Annotated in this window: 16 protein-coding genes; 14 read left to right on the top strand and 2 right to left on the bottom strand. The window is 69.4% G+C overall.

The window, feature by feature from the left end; genetic code table 11:
* Positions 1-12 precede the first annotated feature (12 nt).
* Positions 13-3,417 (bottom strand): calcium-binding protein, encoded by a 3,405-nt coding sequence (locus tag VEB62_RS09580; protein WP_324798582.1) that lies wholly within the window; start codon positions 3,415-3,417, stop codon positions 13-15.
* Positions 3,418-3,647: 230 nt separating this feature from the next.
* On the opposite strand from VEB62_RS09580, the gene VEB62_RS09585 reads away from it, so the two are divergent.
* Positions 3,648-4,610, top strand: coding sequence for a helix-turn-helix domain-containing protein (locus tag VEB62_RS09585; RefSeq protein WP_324798585.1), 963 nt, complete (start codon positions 3,648-3,650; stop codon positions 4,608-4,610).
* A 21-nt stretch (positions 4,611-4,631) separates the two neighbouring features.
* On the opposite strand, the gene VEB62_RS09590 is transcribed toward VEB62_RS09585, so the two are convergent.
* Positions 4,632-5,864, bottom strand: coding sequence for an MFS transporter (locus tag VEB62_RS09590; RefSeq protein WP_324798588.1), 1,233 nt, complete (start codon positions 5,862-5,864; stop codon positions 4,632-4,634).
* Between the two features lie 120 nt (positions 5,865-5,984).
* Between VEB62_RS09590 and VEB62_RS09595 the strand changes: the two genes are divergently transcribed.
* The 13 genes from VEB62_RS09595 to VEB62_RS09655 all read left to right on the top strand — a co-directional run bounded on the left by VEB62_RS09595 (position 5,985) and on the right by VEB62_RS09655 (position 23,257).
* Positions 5,985-7,052, top strand: coding sequence for a LacI family DNA-binding transcriptional regulator (locus VEB62_RS09595; RefSeq protein ID WP_324798590.1), 1,068 nt, complete (start codon positions 5,985-5,987; stop codon positions 7,050-7,052).
* A gap of 101 nt (positions 7,053-7,153) precedes the next feature.
* Complete coding sequence (locus tag VEB62_RS09600; RefSeq protein WP_324798593.1) at positions 7,154-8,590, top strand: glycoside hydrolase family 30 protein; 1,437 nt, start codon at positions 7,154-7,156, stop codon at positions 8,588-8,590.
* A 203-nt stretch (positions 8,591-8,793) separates the two neighbouring features.
* A complete protein-coding gene (locus VEB62_RS09605) occupies positions 8,794-11,649 on the top strand; it encodes a TonB-dependent receptor (protein WP_324798596.1) in 2,856 nt (951 codons plus the stop codon).
* Positions 11,650-11,755: 106 nt separating this feature from the next.
* Positions 11,756-13,702 carry a glycoside hydrolase family 3 protein gene (locus tag VEB62_RS09610; RefSeq protein ID WP_324798599.1) on the top strand — a complete coding sequence of 649 codons (1,947 nt, stop codon included), beginning with the start codon at positions 11,756-11,758 and terminating at the stop codon, positions 13,700-13,702.
* Positions 13,703-13,727: 25 nt separating this feature from the next.
* Complete coding sequence (locus tag VEB62_RS09615) at positions 13,728-15,233, top strand: tryptophan halogenase family protein (protein WP_324798602.1); 1,506 nt, start codon at positions 13,728-13,730, stop codon at positions 15,231-15,233.
* 66 nt (positions 15,234-15,299) lie between these two features.
* A complete protein-coding gene (locus VEB62_RS09620) occupies positions 15,300-17,600 on the top strand; it encodes a bifunctional salicylyl-CoA 5-hydroxylase/oxidoreductase (RefSeq protein ID WP_324798605.1) in 2,301 nt (766 codons plus the stop codon).
* Entirely contained in the window at positions 17,597-18,358 is a 762-nt protein-coding gene (locus VEB62_RS09625; protein ID WP_324798608.1) for an SDR family NAD(P)-dependent oxidoreductase, read from the top strand. The genes VEB62_RS09620 and VEB62_RS09625 overlap by 4 nt, the downstream gene beginning before the upstream one ends.
* On the top strand, positions 18,355-18,852 hold the full coding sequence (locus tag VEB62_RS09630; RefSeq protein WP_324798611.1) for a MarR family winged helix-turn-helix transcriptional regulator: 498 nt from the start codon (positions 18,355-18,357) through the stop codon (positions 18,850-18,852). Before VEB62_RS09625 ends, VEB62_RS09630 begins: the two co-directional genes overlap by 4 nt.
* Positions 18,849-19,661 carry an enoyl-CoA hydratase family protein gene (locus VEB62_RS09635; RefSeq protein WP_324798614.1) on the top strand — a complete coding sequence of 271 codons (813 nt, stop codon included), beginning with the start codon at positions 18,849-18,851 and terminating at the stop codon, positions 19,659-19,661. Before VEB62_RS09630 ends, VEB62_RS09635 begins: the two co-directional genes overlap by 4 nt.
* A 3-nt stretch (positions 19,662-19,664) precedes the next feature.
* A complete protein-coding gene (locus VEB62_RS09640) occupies positions 19,665-20,849 on the top strand; it encodes an acyl-CoA dehydrogenase family protein (RefSeq protein ID WP_324798615.1) in 1,185 nt (394 codons plus the stop codon).
* The gene (locus VEB62_RS09645) at positions 20,842-22,446 is read left to right on the top strand and encodes a benzoate-CoA ligase family protein (protein WP_324798618.1); all 1,605 of its coding nucleotides are present in this window, start codon (positions 20,842-20,844) and stop codon (positions 22,444-22,446) included. The genes VEB62_RS09640 and VEB62_RS09645 overlap by 8 nt, the downstream gene beginning before the upstream one ends.
* A complete protein-coding gene (locus tag VEB62_RS09650; protein WP_324798620.1) occupies positions 22,443-22,874 on the top strand; it encodes an acyl-CoA thioesterase in 432 nt (143 codons plus the stop codon). The genes VEB62_RS09645 and VEB62_RS09650 overlap by 4 nt, the downstream gene beginning before the upstream one ends.
* Positions 22,871-23,257, top strand: a complete 387-nt coding sequence (locus VEB62_RS09655) for a RidA family protein (protein ID WP_324798622.1) — start codon at positions 22,871-22,873, stop codon at positions 23,255-23,257. Before VEB62_RS09650 ends, VEB62_RS09655 begins: the two co-directional genes overlap by 4 nt.
* Positions 23,258-23,290 lie beyond the last annotated feature (33 nt).

The following is a 23,290-nucleotide window of genomic DNA, read 5'->3' on the forward strand; positions in this document are numbered from 1 at the left end:
GCCCCAAGGACGCTAGGTCCAGCCATCGCCGCCGCGATGATCCAGCTCGGCGAAGGTCAGCGCCCAGTTTCCAGCGAAGGGGACGTGGGCCTCAAGGTTGAGAAACAGCGGCGCGGTCTCTTCGGCGCCGGACAGCACCGGCGGTTCGTCGGCGAGCTGGAACGCCTCGCTCCCGGGCAGAATCAGCGGCTCGCCGTCGGGCAGCGCCGGCAGCACGAAAGCGTCGTCGCTTTTGGCCACCGGTTCAAGGGGCGCCGGCGGCGGCGGCGGATAGGTCAGCGCGGTCGTGGTGTTGTCGGCATAGCGCAGCGCCTCGACCGAGGTGACGAAGGTCGAGCCGTCGCGGCCCGCCACGCTATCGACGATGCGCCAGCCGGCGCCCTCGGCGGTGATCGTGTAGTTGGCCGCCACGCCGCGCAGCTGCACCTCGTCGTTCCCGAGGCCGCCGTGGATGGTGTCGTTGCCGCCCTTGCCGCGCAGGATATCGTTGAGGTTTCCGCCGGTGATGACGTTGTCGAGGGCGTTGCCGTTGCCAACGAACTTGCCCGGCCCGGTGTAGAGCAGGTTCTCGATGTGGTTGCCCAGGGTATAGGTCCCGACCCGCGCCTCGACCGTGTCGAAGCCCTCGCCGGCGAACTCCACGCAGGTATCGAAGGCGTCGAGGACGTAATAGTCGTCGCCCTGGCCGCCCTGCATCTGGTTATTGCCGCCGCCCGAGCCGCCTATCAGGGTGTCGTCTCCGGCGAAGCCCAGCAGTGTGTCGGTGCCGATGCCGCCCATCAGGACGTTGGCGTTCCCGTCCCCGATCAGGGTGTCGTTGAAGTTGGACCCGATCAGGTTCTCGATCGAGGTGTAGGTGTCGGTCGCCCCGTCGCCGTCATTGGTGGCCTTCTGCTGGTCGATGCGGGCCGTCACCCCGGCCGCGGCCAGGGTGTAGTCGGCGGTGTCGAAGCCGCCGCCACCGTGCATCACGTCCACGCCGCCGCGGCCGCGCAGGGTGTCATTGCCGTCGCCGCCTGTGATGATGTTGGCCAGGGCGTTGCCGGTGCCGGCGAAATTCCCGGGCCCGCCGAAGGTCAGGTTCTCGACATTGTTGGCCAGCACATAGGTGTTGATCCGCGCGTCGACCGTGTCGGTCCCTTCGCCGACGCTCTCGACGATGCTGTCGGCGGCTTCCAGCACATACAGGTCGTCGCCGAGCCCGCCCTGAAGCGTGTTGAGCGCCCCGGCACCGCCCCACAGCACATCATTGCCGACCAGACCGAGCAGGGTGTCGGCCCCGGTTCCGCCGCGCAGAACGTTGGCCAGGCCGTCGCCGATCAGCACATCGTTGAAGGCCGAACCGGTCAGGTTCTCTATGCCCGAGAAGGTGTCGGTCCCGCCATCGCCGTCGTTGGTAGAGGCGTTGGTGTTCAGCTGGGCCCGCATCCCCGCCGCGGCGCCGGAGTAGTCGGCGGTGTCGACGCCGAGGCCGCCGGTCAGCCCATCCGCGCCGGCGCCGCCCCGCAGCACATCGTCGCCATCGTCGCCGAACAGGCTGTCGTTCTGGGCGCCGCCGATCAGCAGGTCGTGGCCATCGCCGCCGAACAGGGTGTCGGCCCCGCCGCCGCCCTCGACCTGTTCATTGTCGATCGTTCCGTGGAAGGTGTCGCCATGACCGGTGAGGACAAAGGCTTCCACCTCGATGAATGTATCGCCGGCGGCGTCGCCGGCGTGGGCGCCAAGCACAAGGTCGATAATCACCGCCGCCGCCGCCCCGGCGTAGCTGACCGTGTCGAAGTCCGCGTCGCCCTGCAGGATGTCCGCGCCCGCGCCGCCGTTGAGAACGTCGTCGCCGGCGCCGCCTGACAGGAAATCGTCGCCGCCGGCCCCGAACAGGGCGTCCTCTCCGTACTCACCCCAGACGGTGGCCGCGGCGGCGCCGGCGGTGAAGGTGTCGTCGAAGGAGCTCAGCACGTAGACTTCGATGCTGAAGTGCTGGTCGCCCAGCGCCTCGCCGGCATGCACGCCCGTCGCCAGATTCACGCTCACGCCGGCCGCTGCGTCGACGTAGGAGGCCCGGTCGAAACCGTCCCCTCCATCGAGTTGGTCCGCACCCGCGCCGCCCACGAGTATGTCGTTGTCGATCCCGCCGATCAGGATGTCGTTCCCCGCGCCGCCGCTGAGCGTGTCATAGTCGGCTCCGCCATCGAGGGTATCGGCGCCGCCGAGACCGATCAGGACATCGTTGCCCGCGTTGCCGGCCATGCTGTCCCGCAGGCCGTCGCCGAAGATTGTGTCGCCCGCGGCGTCGCTGAAGGAGGTGCGCACGAAATCGGCCATGAGCCCCCGGACGGCCGTGCCGCTGCCGTCCCCGCTGGCGGCCTCCCATCCCACGATCAGACCACTGGCCGTTCCGGCCAGGTCCATCTGCAGGACGCCACCGATCAGGGCGATGTAGCCGACGGCCACACCGACCTCGGTGAAGGCGGCGAAGCGGCCGTCGTTGGTTGTCCCGGTCGCCCAGCCGACGGCCCAGAAGCCATTCGGCAGCAGGGCGAGGGTCGGCTCGGTCTGGTTCAGCTCGGTCTCACCGGCGTTGGCCAGTATGTAACCCGACACCGGCGTCCCGTTGGCGGCGTAGACTCGAGCGGTGATTTCGGTGCTTCCCAGACCCCAGCCGTTGTCGGCATAGGCCACCACGAAGCCGCCGCCCGGAAGCGCCAGGATCTTGGGGTCCCGATTGATCCCGCCGAAGGAGTCCAGCACGACGGACGGGCCGACCGGATCGCCGCCCGGATCAAAAATGCGCAGCCGGATCACCGAATTGGCGGGATCGGCGCCCTCGTCCTGGTAGACGACGGCGAAGGCGCCGCCGGCAAGGCCGGTGACCGACGACCGGGAGGCGCCGCCGTCGGTGTCCAGGTCCAGAACGCCGGACGCCGGCGTGCCATCGGGATTGAAGATCCGCCCGCGGATGGCCCCGTCAGCCACCGTTGTCCAGGTGATGATGAACCCCCCGTCCTCCAGGGCCGCGACCGACGGATCGGCTTCCGCGCCGCCGGAATTGTGGGCGAACGCGAAGGGCGGGAGTGGGGCGTCGTTGTAGAGGCGGCGGAACCGTATGTCCCCGTTTCCACTGTCGTGGTCCACGTAGGCCACCACCATGCCGCCGCCGGCGAGGGTGGCTGAATCGATCTGGTCCATGGTGGTTGGCGCGGGAGAGTTGGTGTCGATCCCGTTCTCGTTGGGGAGCAGGGGAATGCCGTTGGCGCTCATCATGCGCCCGGTGATGTGATCGAAGTTGTCCCAGAATCCCCACCATTCGCCGTCGCCGAACCGCGCGACCGAGACATCGACCTGGTCGCCCCCTGTATTGGTGTTGAGCACGGTGTTTGGCGAGGCCTGCAACCAGATGTAGCTCGTCGTGACGGTCATCGGGGAGCTCCAGGAGCCGATCGCCCGGCCGGGCGCTTTGGGAGCAGACTGTCACGGGGGCCGGACCGTCGTCTCGGCGCAGGCGGAACAGAAACCGGGCGCCCACGGAAGTGAACGCCGATCAGGAACGGCGCGGGATGTCGCTTCCGCTTGACCTTGACCGAACGCAGGTCTTTCATTCGCCGCGCCTCGCGGGGCCGTCGTGGTCGCTCGCGGACCGGGGAACAGCCGTGAGAATCGTCCACGACACCGCCGCTTTCCCCGCGCATCAGCAGTTCGACTTCTATCGCGAAGTCCTGTGCTCGGATTTCATGCAGTTGCGGGCCGAACGGGACGCCGAGGGGCCCTACCGGGCGCGGATCGTCTATGAGACCTTCGGCCGGGTGGTGGCCATCCGCACCAGCCTGCCGCGCCACCGCGTGGTGCGCGACAGCCGCGAGATGGCGCGGACGAGCCAGGAGCACCTGTTCGTGCACATGCTCCGCCGCGGCGGCATCGAACACGATCACCGCGGCGTTCCAGACCGGGCGATGGCGGGGCAGATGGTGCTGTCGGATTCGACGCGCAGCCTGCACGCAATAATTCCGGACCGGCTCGAAACGGTGACACTGGCCCTGCCTCGCGCCGATCTGCTGGCGCGGGCGCCGGGGTTTCAGGACAGGATCGGCGTCGCCCTTGATCTCAGCCGCGGGCCCGCCGCCTTGTTGCGGGCCTTCGTCCGGGCTGTGTCCAGGCATTCGGGTGAACTGGACGGTCCTGCCCGGAACCGGGTCGGGGACCAGTTCTGCGATCTGCTGGCCGCCGCCTATGGCGCGGCTGGCGACAACGGTCCCCACGCTCTCCCGGAGTCGCGCCGCCAGGCCATCCTGGCGCACATAGACGCCCACCTGTTTGATCCGGGCCTCGGCGCCGCGTCGGTGGCCGCGCGGTTCGGCCTTTCGACCCGCTATGTCGGCAAGCTGTTCGAGGCGGGCGGCGTCACCTTGGGCGAAACGGTGGCCGCCAAACGCATCGGCGCCGCCGCCGCGATCCTCAGCAACCCCGCGGCCCGCGGGCGCACCATCGCGGAGGTGGCCTACGCCTGCGGATTTTCCGACCTGACCACCTTCAACCGCCGCTTCCGCCAGACGTTCGGCGCGACACCCCGCGAGTTCCGCGCGGCGACCAACACTCCTGCCGCCCCCAACGGCTGAACCGGTCCTTGGGGCATCGCCTCACCCGCGGCGTCGCGCCGCCGCGAGCACCAGGGAGGCCGCAAGAGCCGCGGCCGCGGCGGCCATGAAGACGGCGGAGAGCGGCAGGCCTGAGGCCAGCAGAACGGCGGCGCAGGCGGGCGCGAGGCTCTGGGGCACGGCAATGGCGATGTTCATCACCCCAAGGTCGCGGCCGGCGCGCGTCGGATCGGGCAGGCTCTCGGCGGTCATGGCCGCGACCGTGGTGGCGTGGACGCCGTGGCTGAGGCCGAACAGCAGCTGGGCCGCCAGCAGGCCCGGCCACGCCGACCAGCCCACCATCAGGCCCAGCGCCAAGGCCATCCCGGCGCTGCCGGCGATCACGAAGCCACGTCGCCCGCGCAGCCGGTCGGACAGGGCCCCGCCCGCGAAGCCGCCGAAGGTCGCCGCCAGGGTTGAGACGACAAGCAGCGAGGCGAACACATCCGCCACCGACCAGCCCGCCGGGGTGGCGCCGCCGGGCAGGCCGAGGAGCCAGTACAGCAGGTAGAGGGTGTTGATGGCCACGGCGCTCTCGGCCAGCAGCCGGGAGACGAACAGGGCGCGGAAGCGGCCGTCGCGCAGCGCCGTGAGCGACAGGCGAAACGACGCCTGGCGCGGCGCCGCCGGCGGCTCGCGCAGTCGGACCGCGAACGGCACGATCAGCACGGCGACCGCGACTCCCACGACGGCGAACTGGGCTCCGGTCCATCCCGCCAGCCGGCTGACCACCAGGGCTGTGAACAGGTTGGCGACCGGCAAGGCCGCGCCGGCCCAGGCCGAGATCAGCCCCTTCTGCGCGTGCGGAACCATGTCGGGGACCAGGGCGGTGAGGGGCGCGTACAGGACGTTGACGGCGATCTGGAAGACGATGACCCCGAGCACCAGCTGGACCGGGCTGCGGGCGAGGGCGAGCAGGGTCAGACTGATCGCCACGGCGGCGACGCCGCACAGGATCCAGGGGCGCCGCCGGCCGAAACGGCTGTGGGTCCGGTCGCTGAGAGCCCCGAACATGACGTTGGCCGCCGCCGCCGTCAGGCCGCCCAGCATGGCGGCGAGGCTGAGCAGCAGGGCCTTGTCGGCGCCGCCGATCACCCCCGCCTTCTCGGGCAGCAGCAACGTCAGCAACGGGATGAAGGAGATGAAGGCGCCGGTCTGGGCGGCGCCGTAACCGAGCACGAACCATCTCGAGCGGTGGGACGGTGGCGGCGGAGCCCCGGCGGCGGCGTCGGTCATCGGGCCATATGACGTCGCCGCGCCGCCGCCGTCGAGGCCTCGCGCGCATCAAGGTCCGGGCACTATTGAAAGGCGGCCCGGGTCGGCCCATCGTCGCCATGATCGCGAGGGGAGCGGAGTTTGACGGCCAGAAAACCGACTATCGATGATGTCGCCCTCCATTCGGGCGTCGGCCGGACCACGGTCTCGCGCGTGCTGAACGGCGGCCCGAACGTCCGCGCCGAAGTGCGCGACCGCGTGTTGGCGTCGGTGGCGGCGTTGAACTATCGCGTCAATCCGCAGGCGCGCTCGCTGGCCGGTGGCGGCAGCCGGATGCTCGCCCTGATCCTGGCGTCCGACCTCGAGGCCGAGCCCAACTCCTTCTACGCCTCGGCGCTGGAGCTCGGCGCCCTGCGCGAGTGCCTGGCGCTCGGCTACCAGCTGATGACCCGCCACGTCGCGCAGCAGAGCCCCGACCGGCGTGAGCAGGTGCTCGAACTGATGACCACCCAGCGCTGCCAGGGCCTGATCCTGACGCCGCCTTTCGCCGATGATCCGACGCTGATCGAGGAGATCCGGCGCCAGGGTTGCCAGGTCGCGACCATCTCGCCTGGCGGCCCCGGTCGCTCGGTCGCCGATGGCGTCGGGATCGACGACGAGGCGGGCGGCTACGATATCGCGCGGTATCTGCTCGATCTCGGCCACCGCCGGTTCGCCTTCATCAGCGGGATCGCGGGTCACCTGTCGGCCGAACAGCGTCTCGACGGCCTGAAAAGGGCCCTGCGCGAGCGCCGCCTCGATCCCGATGCGGTGACGGTGCTCCAGGGGGATTTCACCTTCCGGTCCGGCAGCGTTCTGGCCGCCCGCCTGTTCGACCAGCCGGACCCGCCCACCGCCCTCGTCTGCGCCAACGACGACATGGCGGCCGGGGCCCTCTCCGCCGCGCACGGACGCGGCCTCGACGTGCCGGGGCATCTGTCGATCACCGGCTTCGACGACACCCCGGTGTCGGAGATCGTCTGGCCGCCGCTCACCACCGTCCATCAGCCGCTGAAGGATATGGGCGGCGAGGCGGTCCGCATCATCGCCGAACGGCTCGCCGGCACGCGACGGGACACCGACTGGCGCTTCACCACCCTGCCCCACGCCGTGGTCGCCCGGGCCTCGGCCGGACGGGCCGCCTCGAGACTCGCCACCGTCAGCGCTTGACGCGCGCGCGGTAGGCCTTCCTATTGGAAGCGCTTCCAAATGAAGCGCCAACGAACGCCGCCCGCAAACCTGGACGTTCGGTCAACCGGAGGAGGGACGCCATGACACGGCCTATCGCAACGCTCGCGCGCAGAGCGCTGATCATCGGCGCCAGCCTTGCGACGCTGGGCGCCGCCGCCTGCGCCGGCGCCCCGGCGGATCCTTCGGCGCGCGTCTGGATGACGTCCGGCGACCGCACCCGGCTGCTGTCGGAGCAGGCCCCGCTCCGCTTCGAGGTCGATCCCGCCCCGGCCGGTCCGGGCATCGCCGTCGACGCGGACCAGCGATACCAGGAGATGGTCGGCTTCGGCGCGGCGATCACCGACGCCTCCGCCTTCCTGATCCAGACAAAGCTGGCCGACGACCAGCGGGCCGCGCTGTTGCGCGACCTGTTCGGCCGCCACGACGGCGGGCTCGGTTTCAGCTTCACCCGGGTGACCATCGGGGCGTCGGACTTCTCGCTCGATCATTACAGCCTCGCCGACAGGCCGGATCCGACGCTGGCGAGCTTCTCGACCGCCCGGATGGAGGCCCAGGTCTTCCCGACCGTCCGCCAGGCCCTGGCCATCAATCCCGACCTCAAGGTCATGGCCTCGCCGTGGAGCGCGCCCGGCTGGATGAAGACCACCGGCTCGATGATCCAGGGCCAGCTGAAGCCGGAGTTCTACCCGACCTACGCCGACTACTTCCGGCGCTACATCGAGTCGGCGGCGGCGCACGGCGTGCCGACCGACTATCTGAGCATCCAGAACGAGCCCGACTTCGAGCCGGACAGCTATCCCGGCATGCGCTGGGGTCCCGCTGACCGGGCGACCTTCGTCGGCGGACATCTCGGTCCCCTGCTCCGCGACGCCGGCATTTCCACGAAGATCCTCGACTGGGATCACAATTGGGACCTGCCGCAACAGCCGCTGACCGTGCTGGCGGACGAGCGGGCGCGTCCCTTCATCGCCGGGGTGGCCTGGCATTGCTACGGCGGCGACGTCTCGGCCCAGAGCCAGGTCCGTGCGGTCTGGCCCGACAAGGATGTGTTCTTCACGGAATGCTCGGGCGGCGAATGGACCCCGGGCTTCGCCGACAGCTTCACCTGGACGATGAAGAATCTGATCATCGGCTCCACCGAACACTGGGCGCGCGGCGTCCTGATGTGGAACCTGGCGCTCGACGAGAACTACGGCCCCCACGCAGGCGGCTGCGGGAACTGCCGCGGCGTGGTGAAGATCGACAGCCGCACCGGCGCGATCGAGCGGAACCAGGAATATTACGCCTTCGGCCACGCCAGCCGCTTCGTGCGTCCGGGCGCGCGGCGCGTGTCCTCGGTCGAACCGGAAGGATTGCAGGCAGTCGCCTTCGTCAATCCCGGCGGCGAGCGGGTGCTGATCGTCCTCAATGAGGGGACGGCCCCGGTCGCCTTCAACATCCGCGAGGGCGGGCGAAGCGCCGCCGCCCAACTGCCGCAGCAAACGGCCGCGACCTATGTCTGGGGGCCATCCGACTGAGGCTGGCGCGGGCGTGATCCACAGACATCTCCGGCTCGGGTCGCGAGGGTGATCCGCGCCGCCGGAAAACCGGATTGCGCCGGGACTTCAATTCGGATACCCATTGGAAGCGCTTCCAATCCATCCACGCAAATGGAGCGGCGGCGAATAAAAAGGACGTGCGGCCCAGAGGGCCCGCGCCGGGGAAACAACAGGGGGTATTCATGCGCAACCAGTTCGCAGGCGTTCGCAAGTTCGGCGCGGTCTCGCCGTCACAACTTTGCCTGACCGTGTCAGCGCTCGCGCTGGCCGTGGCCACGCCAGGCGTCGCCATGGCGCAGGATCCCGGGTCCGCGCAGGACGAGGAGGCGGTCGAGGTCGAGGAGGTCGTCGTCACCGGCCTGCGGCGCGGCCTGGCGGACTCGATCAGCATCAAGCGCAACGAGACCTCGATCGTCGAGGCGGTTTCCGCTGAGGACATCGGCAAGCTGCCGGATGTATCCATCGCCGAATCCATCGCCCGCCTGCCCGGGCTGGCCGCCCAGCGCGTCAACGGCCGCGCCCAGTCGATCTCGATCCGTGGTCTGGCCCCTGACTTCACCACCACCCTGCTCAATGGGCGCCAGCAAGCCAGCTCCGGCGACAACCGCGCCGTCGAGTTCGACCAGTATCCGTCCGAGCTTCTCTCCGGCGTCGTCATCTACAAGACCCCGGACGCCGAAATCTCCGGCATGGGCCTGTCCGGCACTGCCGACCTGCGCACCGTCCGTCCGCTGGAGTTCGGCCGCCGGGCCGTCGCGGTGAACCTGCGCGGCGAAATGGTCGAGGGCGATAGCCTGAACGACGACGTCAACAACTTCGGCGGTCGCTTCTCACTGAGCTACATCGACCAGTTCGCCGATGACACGATCGGCGTCGCCCTGGGCTACGCCCACCTGGATTCGCCGTCGCAGAACCGCCACTACAAGGCCTACGGCTACGAGTCGTTCGGCTTCGCGGTCACGCCCGACAGCGCCGACGACGCCCTGATCCTCAACGGTCAGGAGATTTTCGCGACCTCGCGCCTGAACCAGCGGGATGCGGTCATCGGCATCGTCGAATGGAGGCCGAACGATCGCCTCCACTCGACGCTCGACCTCTACTATTCGAAGTTCGACCAGGAAGAGACGACGCGCGGTGCCCAGTGGTTCTCGAACGGTTGGGCCGACGGCGCGACCTTCACCGACGTTCAGACTGAAACGCGCGGCGGATCGCTCTTCGCCACCAGCGGTACGTTGAACGGCGGCGTTCCGATCATCCGCAACGACTTCAACACCCGCCAGGACGAGCTGTTCTCGGTCGGGCTGAACACGGAGTACGAGATCGACGAGCGCACGCGCGTCGAGGCCGACCTGTCCTATTCGACCAACGAGCGGCGTGAGCAGATTCTCGAGACCTACGCCGGCTTCGGCCGCGGCGTCGGCGGCGTCACTCCGGCCACCCCGGACGTCGGTCGTACGCTCGACACCATCACTTTCGAGGTCAACGACGACGGTTATCCGACCTATTCCGAGGGCCTGAACTACGCCGACGCCTCCCAGGTGTCGCTGGGCGACCGCGCGCCCTGGGGCGGCTGGGGTCACGACGGGGCCATCCGCTTCCCTGACGTCGAGGAGCGCATCTACGCCGCCGACCTGAAGTTCGAGCGGGACCTGGACGGCATCATCCATACCGTCAGCGCCGGTGTGAACCTGGCCAACCGCAGCAAGACCAAGCGCGTCGACGACTTCGACCTTTTCCTGAAGAACGGCCGCCAGCAGGTCTATGTCGACCCGCAGTACCTGGTGGAGCCGACCTCGCTGGACTTCGCCGGCTTCGGTGACGTGCTCAGCGTCGACCTGAGCCGGGCCCTGGATGTCTACTACGACCGCGCCCCCATCCTGGACGCCAACTATTTCGACAAGAACTGGGATATCGAGGAAGAGGTCGTCACCTGGTTCGCCCGGGCGGAATTCGAGAAGGGACAGGTCCGTGGCAACTTCGGCGTACAGGTCGTCCAGCAATCGCAGGAATCGACCGGCGTCGTCATCAACGGCCTTGAGCCCGGCCAGCCGATCACGCCGATATCGATCACCGAGGGTGCGGACTACACCGACGTCCTGCCCAGTCTGAACATGATTTACGACTTCGGCGGCGGACATCGCATCCGCTTCGCGGCGTCCAAGACCATGGCCCGTCCGCGCATGGACGAGATGCGCGCCAACGTAACGCCCGGCTTCAACGCCCTGGTCTGCACCGGCCAGCCCTGCCTGCCGGGCACGACGGTCAATCCGTGGTCGGCCTCGGGCGGCAATCCGCATCTGGAGCCGTGGCGGGCCACCGCGTTCGACCTGGCCTACGAATGGTACGTGAACCCCACGACCTATCTGTCGATCGCGGGCTTCTACAAGGACCTCGATACCTACATCTATCAGCAGACCACCGAGTTTGATTTCTCGGGCATTCCGCTGCCCAGCACCGCGTCCTCCATCCCGGCCGGCGTGACGATCAGCCCGATCGGCCAGATCACCTTGCCGGTCAACGGCAAGGGCGGCGTGGTCGAAGGCATCGAGATCAGCGGCGCCCTGGACTTCGGCGTCCTCTGGGAGCCGCTGGAAGGTCTCGGCGTGCTGGGCAGCGTCTCGTTCACCGAGTCCGACCTGAACCCCAGCGCTTCCGGCGCGCCGACCCGCATCCCGGGCCTGTCGGGCATGGTCTACAACATGACCGCCTACTACGAGCGCGGCGGCTTCCAGGCGCGCATCAGCAAGCGTTTCCGCGAGGCCTTCAAGGGCGAGGTGGTGCAGTTGTTCGCGACCCGGGGCCAGACCGAGATCATGGATGACGAGCAGATCGACGCACAGATCGGCTACACCTTCGAGAGCGGACCCATGGAAGGCCTCGGCCTGCTGTTCCAGGTGAACAACCTGACCAACTCGCCGTACCGGACCCGCCTCGGAATCGACAGCGGCGGCACCACGACTGCGGACGGAGGCTACCTGCCCGAGACCTACGAAGAGTACGGCCGCCAGTACCTGTTCGGCATCAACTACCGCTTCTGACCACTGGCGCGGCCCAACGCGCCGGTTTCGGAAACGCCGGGATCGAGGCGGCCTCCCCGCCCCGGTCCCGGCGACCGCCCTTCCCTGTGAGTCGTCGAGTACACGTATGAAGCGCCCCGCCCTGAAGCTCTCGCTGTCCCTCCTGCTGCTGGCGGGCTGCGCGCCGGTACAGACCCTGCCCGCGCGGACGCTCGAGGCGCCGGCGACGGCCGTCTCGGCCCCCGCGCTCGACGCGGCCATGGAACGTCGCATCGCCGGCATCGTGGCGGGCATGACGCTTGAGCAGAAGGTCGGGCAGATCACCCAGCCGGACGTCCGCTTCATCACCCCGGACGAGGTGCGCCAGTACTATATCGGCACGGTGTTGAACGGCGGCGGGGCCTGGCCGGACATGGACAAGCGCTCGACCGTGGCCGAATGGGCCGCCTGGGCCGACTCCTACGCCGACGCCGCCATGGCCACCGACATGGCCGTGAAAATCCCGCTGCTCTGGGGCACGGACGCCGTGCACGGACACAACAACGTCTCGGGCGCGACCATCTTCCCCCACAATATCGGCCTCGGTGCGGCCAACGATCCTGCGCTGATCGAGCGGATCGGCCGGGCCACGGCGCAACAGGTCCGCGCCACCGGCATCACCTGGGCCTTCGCCCCGACCCTGGCCGTCGGCGAGAACCGGCGCTGGGGCCGCACCTACGAGAGCTGGTCGAGCGATCCCGCCCTGGTCCGTCGCTACGGCGAGGCCATGGTGCGCGGCCTGCAGGGCGGCCTTACCGGCGACGGCGACGTGCTGGCCAGCGCCAAACACTATCTGGGCGACGGCGGCACCTTCAACGGCGTCGACCAGGGCCAGACCCGCGCCACCCGCGAGGCATTGCTGGGGACCCACGGAGCCGGCTACCTCGGCGCGCTCGACGCCGGCGTGCAGACGGTGATGATCTCGTACAGCAGCTGGTACGACACCGGGACCGGCCAGGATCACGGCAAGATGCACGGCAACCGTGACCTGATCGCCGGCGTGCTCAAGGGCGAGCTCGGCTTCGACGGCCTGGTCGTCTCCGACTGGAACGGCATCGAACAGGTGCCGGGCTGCGCCAAGGATCACTGTCCGCAGGCCGTCAACGCCGGCATCGACGTGTTCATGGTGCCCGAGGACTGGCGCGCCTTCATCGCCAACACCATCGCCGATGTCCGCGAGGGGCGTATTGCCGAAGCGCGCATCGACGACGCCGTGACCCGCGTTCTGCGCGTCAAGATGCGCTCGGGCCTGTTTGACCGTCCGGCCTCGGCCAGCGTCCTGACTGGCCGCGCCGATGTTCTGGACGCCAGCGCCCTCGCCCGCGAGGCCGTGCGCAAGTCCGTGGTCCTGCTCAAGAACGACAACGGCGCCCTGCCGCTGCAACGCGGCCGCAGGGTCCTCGTCGTCGGGGCCAGCGCCGACAGCCTGTCGAACCAGACCGGCGGCTGGTCGCTGACCTGGCAGGGGACCGAGAACACCAACGCCGACTTCGCCACCGGCCAGACCCTGCTGACCGCCCTGCGCGACGCCCTTGGGACGGACAATGTGACCTGGTCGGCCGATGGCGTCGGGGTGGACGTCTCGCGGTTTGACGCCGTCGTGGCCGTGCTCGGCGAGACGCCCTACGCCGAATACAACGGCGACGTCCGCTATCCGTCCCCGGTTCAGCACAGCCTGCAGAATCCCGCCGACCTGGCCGTCCTGAAGGCGGTGTCGGGGAAGGGCGTTCCGGTGATCTCGGTGCTCTACTCGGGCCGCCCCGCCTACGCCAACGACCTGATCAACCTGTCCGACGCCTTCGTCGCCGCCTTCCTGCCGGGCACGGAAGGCGGTGGGCTGGCTGACGTTCTGGTCGGCGGCGTGCACGACTTCACCGGCCGGCTGTCCTTCGCCTGGCCCGGCTCGGCGTGCAGCACCGGCGAGGGCGCGGGACAGGTCGTCCAGTTCGCCCGCGGCTACGGCCTGAACTACGCCCGTCCGTCCTCTGTCGGGCCCCTGCCCTTGCCGTCCACGCCCGCCACCTGCGAAAGCTAGGCTCACGGGAGCGGACGGGACCGACATGCGGCAGCTCAAGAAGATCCTGATCGTCGGCGGCGGCACCGCCGGCTGGATGACGGCGGCGCTGCTCTCGAAGCTGTTCAAGGACCTCTACGAGATCACCCTGATCGAGTCCGAGGCCATCGGCATCATCGGGGTCGGTGAGGCGACCATCCCCGCCATCAAGAAGTACAACGAGCTGCTCGGTCTCGACGAGACCGATTTCATGCGCAAGACCCAGGGCAGCTTCAAACTGGGCATCCAGTTCGTCGACTGGTGGAAGCAGGGGCACAGCTACATCCACGGCTTCGGCCTGATCGGCCGCGACATGGAATGGCTGCGCTGCCACCAGTACTGGCTGAAGATGAACAGCCTGGGCCGGGCCTCGGACTTCGCCAATTTCTCGATCAACACGGCCGCCGCCCTCGAGAACAAGTTTATGCGGGCCGACCCCAAGATGGTCGACTCGCCGATCGGTCAGATCGCCCACGCCTTCCAGTTCGACGCCGGCCTCTACGGCCGCTATCTGCGCGGCCTGGCGGAGGCCAAGGGCGTACGGCGGCGCGAGGGCAAGGTCGCCGACGTCACGCTTCGGCCCGAGGACGGCTTCGTCCAGTCCGTGACCATGGACGACGGCGAGGTCATCGAGGCAGACCTGTTCATCGACTGCTCCGGTTTCCGCGGGCTGATCATCGAACAGGCCCTGAAGACCGGCTACGAGAGCTGGACCCACTGGCTGCCGTGCGATCGCGCCATGGCCGTGCCGTGCGCCCGCATCGAGCCGTTCACGCCCTACACCCGCTCGACCGCGCGACCCGCCGGCTGGCAGTGGCGCATTCCGCTGCAGCACCGCACCGGCAACGGCCATGTCTATGCCAGCCAGTACATGGACGACGCCGAGGCCGAGGCCATACTGCTGGCCAACCTCGACGGGGAGCAACTGGCGGAACCGAACCGGCTCCGCTTCGTCACCGGAAAGCGCAAACAGACCTGGAACCGGAACTGCGTCGCCATTGGCTTGGCCAGCGGTTTTCTCGAACCCCTGGAGTCGACCAGTATCCACCTGATCCAGTCGGCGATCATCCGCATGGTGCGCCTGCTGCCCGACGCCGGCTTTGACCCGGCCACCATCGCCGAATTCAACCGCCAGACCGATTTCGAATACGAGCGGATCCGCGACTTCATCATCCTGCACTACAAGGCGACCGAGCGGGACGACACGCCGTTCTGGCGCTACTGCCGTGACATGGAGGTGCCCGACACCCTCCAGCGCAAGATCGACCTGTTCGCCGCCAACGGCCGCATCTTCCGCGAGGACGAGGAGCTGTTCGCCGAGGAAAGCTGGATCCAGGTCTTCCTCGGCCAGGGCGTCGTTCCGCGTGGCTACGACCCGCTTGTGGACATCAAGAGCGACGCCGAGATCGAGGCCTTCCTGGGCAATGTCGAGGGCGTCATCCGCAAATGCGTCGCGGTCATGCCGGACCACGCCGCCTACGTCGCCCGGACCGCCCCGGCCGAACCCGTCTGATATAAGGGCGGCGCGGGCTGCCCGCTCTGGCTGGACTTCGACCGACAATTATTTTAAACCTAAAACATGTCGCCGCGATCCGCCGTCAGAAGCATCGCCGTTGTCGGGGCCGGGCCCGGCGGTCTCTATCTCGCCATCTCGCTGAAACTGCGCGATCCCTCGCTCGAGGTGGTCGTCCACGAGCGCAACCGGCCGGACGACACCTTCGGCTGGGGCGTGGTCTTTTCCGACCAGACCCTCGCCAACCTGAAGGCCAATGACCCCGGGACGGCGGCCATCATCGAGGCGGCCTTCGTCCACTGGGACGACATCGACGTCCACATCCAGGGCCATACCATCCGTTCCGGCGGGCACGGCTTCGCGGGCATCGGCCGGCGGCGGCTGTTGAACATCCTTCAGGACCGCGCCCGGTCGCTCGGCGTCGATCTGAGCTTCGAAAGCGAGGTCGCCGACATCCGCGCGCTGGACGCCGACGTCATGGTGGCGGCTGACGGGCTCAACAGCCGGGTGCGCAACGAAAACCCCGAGGTGTTCGGCGTCGACATCGACGTGCGGACCAACAAATACATCTGGCTGGGGACGACCCAGGCGTTCGACGCCTTCACCTTCGCCTTCGTCCCGACCCCGCACGGGTGGATCTGGGCCCACGCCTATCAATTCGAGTCGGGCGCCTCGACCTTCATCGTCGAGTGTTCGGAGGCGACCTGGCGCGGCCTCGGCTTCGACGCCATGGACCAGGATCAGACCTGCCGCGCGGCCGAAGCCCTGTTCGCCGACTGGCTGGACGGCCATTCGCTGATGAGCAACGCCCGCCACCTGCGCGGCTCGGCCTGGCTCAACTTTCCGCGCGTAGCCTGTTCGAACTGGCGCGACGGCAAGGTGGTGCTGCTGGGCGACGCCGCCCACACCGCCCATTTCTCCATCGGCTCGGGCACCAAACTGGCCTTCGAGGACGCCATCCGCCTGGCCCAGGCCCTGACCGAAGGCGGCGATCTGGACGCCGCCCTCGCCGCCTATGAGGCCGAGCGCCGGGTCGAGGTGCTGAAGCTTCAGAGCGCCGCCCGCAACTCCACCGAATGGTTCGAGACCCTGGACCGCTACGTCGGCCTCGACCCGCTGCAATTCGCCTACAGCCTGCTGACCCGCAGCCAGCGCGTCAGCCACGAGAACCTGCGCCTGCGCGACCGCGCCTTCCTGTCGGGCGTCGAGCGCTGGTTCGCGGACACGGCCGGCGCGCTCCCCTCGGACACTCCCCCGCCGCCGATGTTCGCGCCGCTGCGCCTGCGCGGCCTGACCCTGCCCAACCGGATCGTGGTCTCGCCCATGTGCATGTATTCGGCGGAGGACGGCACGGTCGGCGACTTCCATCTGGTCCACCTCGGCGGCCGGGCGCTCGGCGGGGCGGGGCTGGTCTTCACCGAGATGACCGATGTCTCGGCCGACGCCCGGATCACCCACGGCTGCGCCGGCATGTACAGGCCCGAACACCGCGACGCCTGGAAGCGGATCGTCGACTTCGTCCATGCCCAGGGCTCGCGCATCGCCCTGCAGCTGGCCCACGCCGGCCGCAAGGGCTCGGTCGAACGGCCGTGGGGCCCGCGCGCCGACGAGCCCCTGGTAGAGGACGGCTGGGAGCTGATCGCCCCCTCCCCCATCCCGTGGTCGGATGGCGACCAGGTCCCGCGCGAGATGACCCGGGCCGACATGGACCGGGTCAAGGCCGACTTCGTCCGCGCCGTCGGCTGGGCGGTCGAGGCCGGCTTCGACATGGTCGAGCTGCACTGCGCCCACGGCTATCTGCTGTCGTCCTTCCTGACCCCGGTCTCGAACCGCCGCACCGACGAATACGGCGGCTCGCTGGAGAACCGGCTGCGCTTCCCGCTCGAAGTCTTCAGCGCCATGCGCGCCGTCTGGCCGGACGAGAAGCCGATGTCCGTGCGCCTGTCCGCAACCGACTGGTGCGAGGACGGCATCACGCCGGAGGAGTCCGTGGCCATCGCCAGGGCCTTCGCCGAGGCCGGCTGCGACCTGATCGACGTCTCGGCCGGCCAGACCACGCCCGACGGCAAGCCGGTTTACGGCCGGATGTTCCAGACCCCTCTCAGCGACCGCATCCGCAACGAGGCGGGCGTGGCCACCATGGCCGTCGGCAACATCTACGAGCCGGACCACGTCAACAGCATCCTCGCCGCTGGCCGCGCCGACCTGTGCGCCCTCGCCCGGCCGCATCTGGCCGATCCGTCGTGGAGCCTGCGCGCCGCGGCCGAACTCGGCTGGCGCGGCATCCAGCCGCCGGTGCAGTACCGGCAGGGCTTCGCCCAGCTGGCGCGCAACCTCGAACGGCAGCAGCAGGCCGGTCCGGTATGAACCTTTCCGGACATCATGCCGTGGTCACCGGCGCCGGCTCCGGCATCGGGCGAGCCACGGCCGAGCGGCTGGCCGAAGCGGGCTGCGAGGTCACCCTGATCGGCCGCCACATCGGCCGGCTGTCCGAAACCGCCGACCGCATAGGCGACCTGGCCTTCGCCGCTCCGGCCGACGTCACCGACCCGGACATGCTGGCCGCCGCCATCGAGGCGGGCCGGGACCGGTTCGGGCCGATCGACATCCTCGTCAACAACGCCGGCGCCGCCGCCTCCGCGCCCTTCCTCAAGACGACCGCCGACGACCTGCGCGCCATGCTGGCTCTCAACCTCGAAGCGCCCGCCGAGGCCGCGCGGCTGGTGCTGCCGGGCATGCTCACCCGCCGCTGGGGCCGGATCGTCAATGTCGCCTCGACCGCCGGACTGAAGGGCTACGCCTATGTCTCCGCCTATGTCGCGGCCAAGCACGGCCTTGTCGGCCTGACCCGCGCCCTGGCCCTTGAGGTCGCCAGCAAGGGCGTCACCGTCAACGCCGTCTGTCCGGGTTTCACCGACACCGATCTGGTCGCCCGCTCTATAGACGCCATCGTCGACAAGACCGGCCGCAGCGAGGACGAGGCCCGCGCGGCGCTGGCCGCCTCCAATCCGCAGGGCCGGCTGATCACCCCCGACGAAGTGGCCCGGACCATCGTCTGGCTGTGCGGCGACGGCGCCTCGGGGATCAACGGCGCCGCCGTGCCCGTGGCCGGAGGCGAGCTGTGAGCCCGCCAGCGCTCCCCGACCGTCTCGGCGGGGCCCCCGACAGCAAGCGCTCGCTGCGTCTCTGGCTGCGCCTTCTGACCTGCACCACCACCATCGAACAGACCATCTCCCAGCGCCTGCGCGACGACTTCGGCTCCACCCTGCCCCGCTTCGACATGCTGTCGGCGCTCGACCGGGCCGGCGAGGGCGGCCTGACCATGGGCGAGGTCTCGCGCATGCTGATGGTCTCCAACGGCAACGTCACCGGCCTGGCCCAGCGGCTCAAGGCCGACGGCCTGATCGAACACCTGCCCGGCGCCGACCGCCGGGTGCAGCGCGTCCGCCTGACCGCCACGGGCCGGGGCCGCTTCGCCGCCATGGCCGCCGCTCACGAACACTGGATCGAGACCCTGCTGGCCGACCTGACCGGGCCGGAGGCCGACGACCTGATCCGCCTGCTGGAGCAGACCAAGCGGTCGCTCCGGTCCGCCATCCACGAGGAGCCGAACCGATGAAGGCGCGCGACTACAAGGCCGGACATTTCCTGTGGTCGGTCGACGACGACGGGGTGGCGACGCTGACCCTCAACCGGCCCGAGCGGAAGAACCCGCTGACCTTTCAGTCCTATGCCGAGATGCGCGACCTGTTCCGCGCCCTCGTCCATGCGGACGACTGCAAGGTGGTGATCCTCACCGGGGCCGGCGGCAACTTCTCCTCGGGCGGCGACGTGCACGAGATCATCGGCCCGCTGACCGAAATGGACATGCCGGCCTTGCTGGCCTTCACCCGCATGACCGGCGATCTGGTCAAGGCCATGCGCGGCTGTCCCCAGCCGATCATCGCCGCGCTGGACGGCGTCTGCGTTGGAGCCGGCGCCATCATGGCCATGGCCTCCGACCTGCGCCTCGCCACGCCGCGGACGAAGACCGCCTTCCTGTTCACCCGCGTCGGCCTGGCCGGTTGCGACATGGGCGCCTGCGCCATCCTGCCCCGTCAGATCGGCCAGGGGCGGGCCTCCGAGCTACTGTTCACCGGCCGGGTCATGACCGCCGACGAGGGCGAGCGCTGGGGCTTCCACAATCGCCTCGTCGAACCCGACGCCCTGCTGGACGCCGCCGGCGAACTGGCCCTGTCCCTCGCAAAGGGCCCGACCTTCGCCCACGGGATCACCAAGAACCAGCTCAACGTCGAATGGGACATGAGCCTGGACGCGGCCATCGAGTCCGAGGCCCAGGCCCAGGCCATCTGCATGCAGACGAGGGACTTCCGTCGCGCCTACGAGGCCTTCGCCGCGAAACGCGAGCCGGTGTTCGAGGGGAACTGAACCATGGCCGCCAATCGCTTTCGTGACACGACCTTCCTCGACTGGCCCTTCTTCGACGACCGCCACCGCGCCTTCGCCGCCGATCTGGAAGCCTGGGCGGACAGGACGGGCGCCGTCGGCCTCCACGGCGACCATGACCTCGACGGCGACTGCCGCACCATCCTGAAGGCGCTCGCCGAGGGCGGCTGGCTCCGCAACGCCGTGCCCGACGCCAACGGCAAGCTCGACGTCCGCACCCTGTGCCTGACGCGCGAGACCCTGGCGCGACGTTCCGGCCTCGCCGACTTCGTCTTCGCCATGCAGGGCCTCGGCTCCGGCCCGATCAGCCTGTTCGGGACCGACGACCAGAAGGCCCGCTGGCTGCCGGGCGTCGCCGCCGGCGAGACCATCGCCGCCTTCGCCCTGTCCGAGCCCGAGGCCGGATCGGACGTCGCCGCCCTCTCCACCACCGCCCGCCGCGACGGCGACGGCTGGGTGCTGGACGGCGCCAAGACCTTCATCTCCAACGGCGGTCTCGCCGACCGCTACACGGTCTTCGCCCGCACCGGCGAGGGCGGCGCCAAGGGCCTCGGCGCCTTCGTCGTCGATGCGGACACGCCCGGCTTCGAGGTGGTCGAGCGCATCCCCCTGATGGCCCCCCACCCGCTGGCGACGATCCGTTTCACCGGTTGCCGCATCGACGGCGACCGCATCCTCGACCAGCCCGGCGAGGGCTTCCGCATCGCCATGGCCACCCTCGACGTGTTCCGCTCGACCGTCGCCGCCGCCGCCCTCGGGTTCTCCCGCCGCGCCTTCGGCGAGGCCGCCGCCCGCGCCGCATCCCGCACCCTGTTCGGCGCACCGATGAGCGACCTGCAACTGGTCCAGGCCTCGCTGGCCGAGATGGCGCTCAAGATCGACGCCTCGGCCCTGCTGATCTACCGCGCCGCCTGGCTCAAGGATCAGGGCGCCCCGCGCGTCACCCGCGAGGCCGCCATGGCCAAGCTCTACGCCACCGACGAGGCCCAGGCGGTGATCGACGCCGCAGTCCAGCTGTTCGGCGGCCTCGGCGTCGTCTCGGGGCATCCCGTCGAACGGCTCTACCGCGAGATCCGCGCCCTGCGCATCTACGAGGGCGCGTCCGAGGTGCAGAAGATCGTCATCGCCCGGCAGGCGCTGGCGGCCATGACGGGAGGGGTTCATGGCTGAGACGGCCCACATCGACCGCTTCGTCCTCGACCACCTGCCGCCGCCGACGCAGCAGCCGGAGCTGATCTTCAGCCTGCCGGAACTCGCCTACCCCCAACGGCTCAACGCCGCCGCCGAACTGCTGCGCCGCGCCATCGCCGCAGCCGGACCCGACGCCCGCGCCCTGATCGACTTCGACCACGAGTTCACCTGGAGCCGGGTCGACGCCATCTCCGGCCGTATGGCGCGGGTGCTGGTCGAAACCATGGGCCTGGTCCCCGGCAATCGCGTGCTGCTGCACGGCCCGAACTCGGCCTGGACCGCGATGGCGTGGTTCGCCATCCTCAAGGCCGGCGGCGTCGTGGTGGCCACCATGCCGATGCTCCGCGCCGCCGAACTGGCGACCGTCATCGACAAGGCGCGGGTCAGCCATGCCCTCGTCTACGCCTCCCTCGCCGAGGCGGTGACCGAGGCGCAGACGGCGGCTCCGTCATTGAAACACGTCATGGACTCCGCGACGCTCCAGGCCGCCGCCCAGGCCCAGCCGCCGGGAGCCCGCTTCGATCCGGTCGACACGGCCGCCGACGACCCGGCCCTGATCGCCTTCACCTCGGGCACCACCGGCAAGCCCAAGGGCTGCGTCCACGGTCATCGGGACATCCTCGCCATGGCCGACACCTTCGCCAGGCACACACTTGATCTCGCCCCGGGAGACATCGTCGTCGGCACCCCGCCGATCGCCTTCACCTTCGGCCTCGGCGGGCTGGTGGTGTTCCCCGCCGCCGCCGGCGCCGCGACCGCCTTCGCCTCCCGGCCCGGCTTCGACGCCCTCGCCGAGACCATCGAACAACACAAGGCGACCGCCCTCTTCACCGCCCCGACCGGCTACCGCGCCCTGCTCAAACTGGCCGGCGCGCATGACCTGTCGTCCCTGCGCACCTGCGTCTCAGCCGGCGAGACCCTGCCCGCCGCCACCTCCGACGCCTGGCATCAGGCCACCGGTCTCCGCATCATCGACGGCATCGGATCGACCGAGATGATCCACATCTTCATCTCCGCCTCGGGCGACGGAATCCGGCCCGGGGCGACCGGCAAGCCCGTGCCCGGCTACGAGGCCCGCATCATCGATGCAGAGGGCCGTCCCTTGCCTCCGGGCGAAACGGGGCGGCTGGCCGTGCGCGGCCCGACCGGCTGCCGCTACCTCGATGATCCCCGGCAGGCGGCCTACGTCCAGGGCGGCTGGAACCTGACCGGCGACGTCTACCGGCTCGATGAGGACGGCTATTTCTGGTTCGTGGCCCGGGCCGACGACATGATCATCTCGTCCGGCTACAACATCGGCGCGCCCGAGGTGGAGAACGCCCTGCTGCGCCATCCCGCCGTGGCCGAGGCCGCCGTCATCGGCGCGCCCGACGAGGAACGGGGCCAGATCGTCAAGGCCTTCGTGGTCCTCAACCCAGGTCACGACGCCTCCGACGCCCTGAAGGCCGAGTTGCAGACGCATGTGAAGGGCGTCATCGCCCCCTACAAATACCCCCGCGCGCTCGAGTTCGTGGACGCCCTGCCCAAGACCCAGACCGGCAAGCTTCAGCGCTTCCGGCTGAAGGCGGACGCATGAGCCAGATGACTCCCCGGGTCTTCACCACCACCCGCCGCGTGCGCTTCGCCGACTGCGACGCCGCCGGCATCGTCTTCTTCCCGCGCTATTTCGAGATGCTGAACGGCGTGGTCGAGGACTGGTTCGCCGGCCCGCTCGGCGCTTCGTTCCGCGAACTGCACATGGAGCGCGGCGCCAGCGTCCCGACCGCCGCCGTCGAGGCCCGCTTCATCGCCCCGTCGAGGCTGGAGGACGATCTGACCTTCTCCCTCGTCGTGACCAGACTGGGCGGCGCCTCCTGCGGCCTGCGCCACACCATCGAGTCCGGCGGTCAGCGCCGCTTCGAGGCCACACAGACGATCGTGTTCGTCGGCCGCTCGATGAAGCCCGAGCCCTGGCCCCGGCCCCTGCGCGCCCGCATCCAGCCCTTCCTGGAGGTCCAGCAATGAACCGCGTCCTGCTGCCCGAGGGTTGGCCCCGTCCCAAAGGCTATTCGAACGGAATCGCCGCCGAGGGTCGCCTCGTCTTCGTCGCCGGCCAGATCGGCTGGGACCTGGCCGGCGCCTTCCCCGCCAGCTTCGCCGCCCAGTTCCGTCAGACGCTCGACAACACCCTCGCCGTCCTCGCCGAGGCCGGAGCCGGGCCGGAACACATCGTGCGCATGACCTGGTACGTTGTCGACAAGACCGAATATCTCGCCGCGCTCAGGGAGATCGGCATGATCTGGCGCGATTTGATCGGCCCTCACTACCCCGCCATGGCCGTGGTCGAGGTCAAGGGACTGATCGAGGACGCCGCCCGGGTCGAGATCGAGACCACGGCGGTGATCTAGGCCGGAGTCACGAGGACTTCGGCCCCGGGCGAA

The organism is Brevundimonas sp., assembly GCF_035626975.1.
Taxonomy (GTDB): Bacteria; Pseudomonadota; Alphaproteobacteria; order Caulobacterales; family Caulobacteraceae; genus Brevundimonas.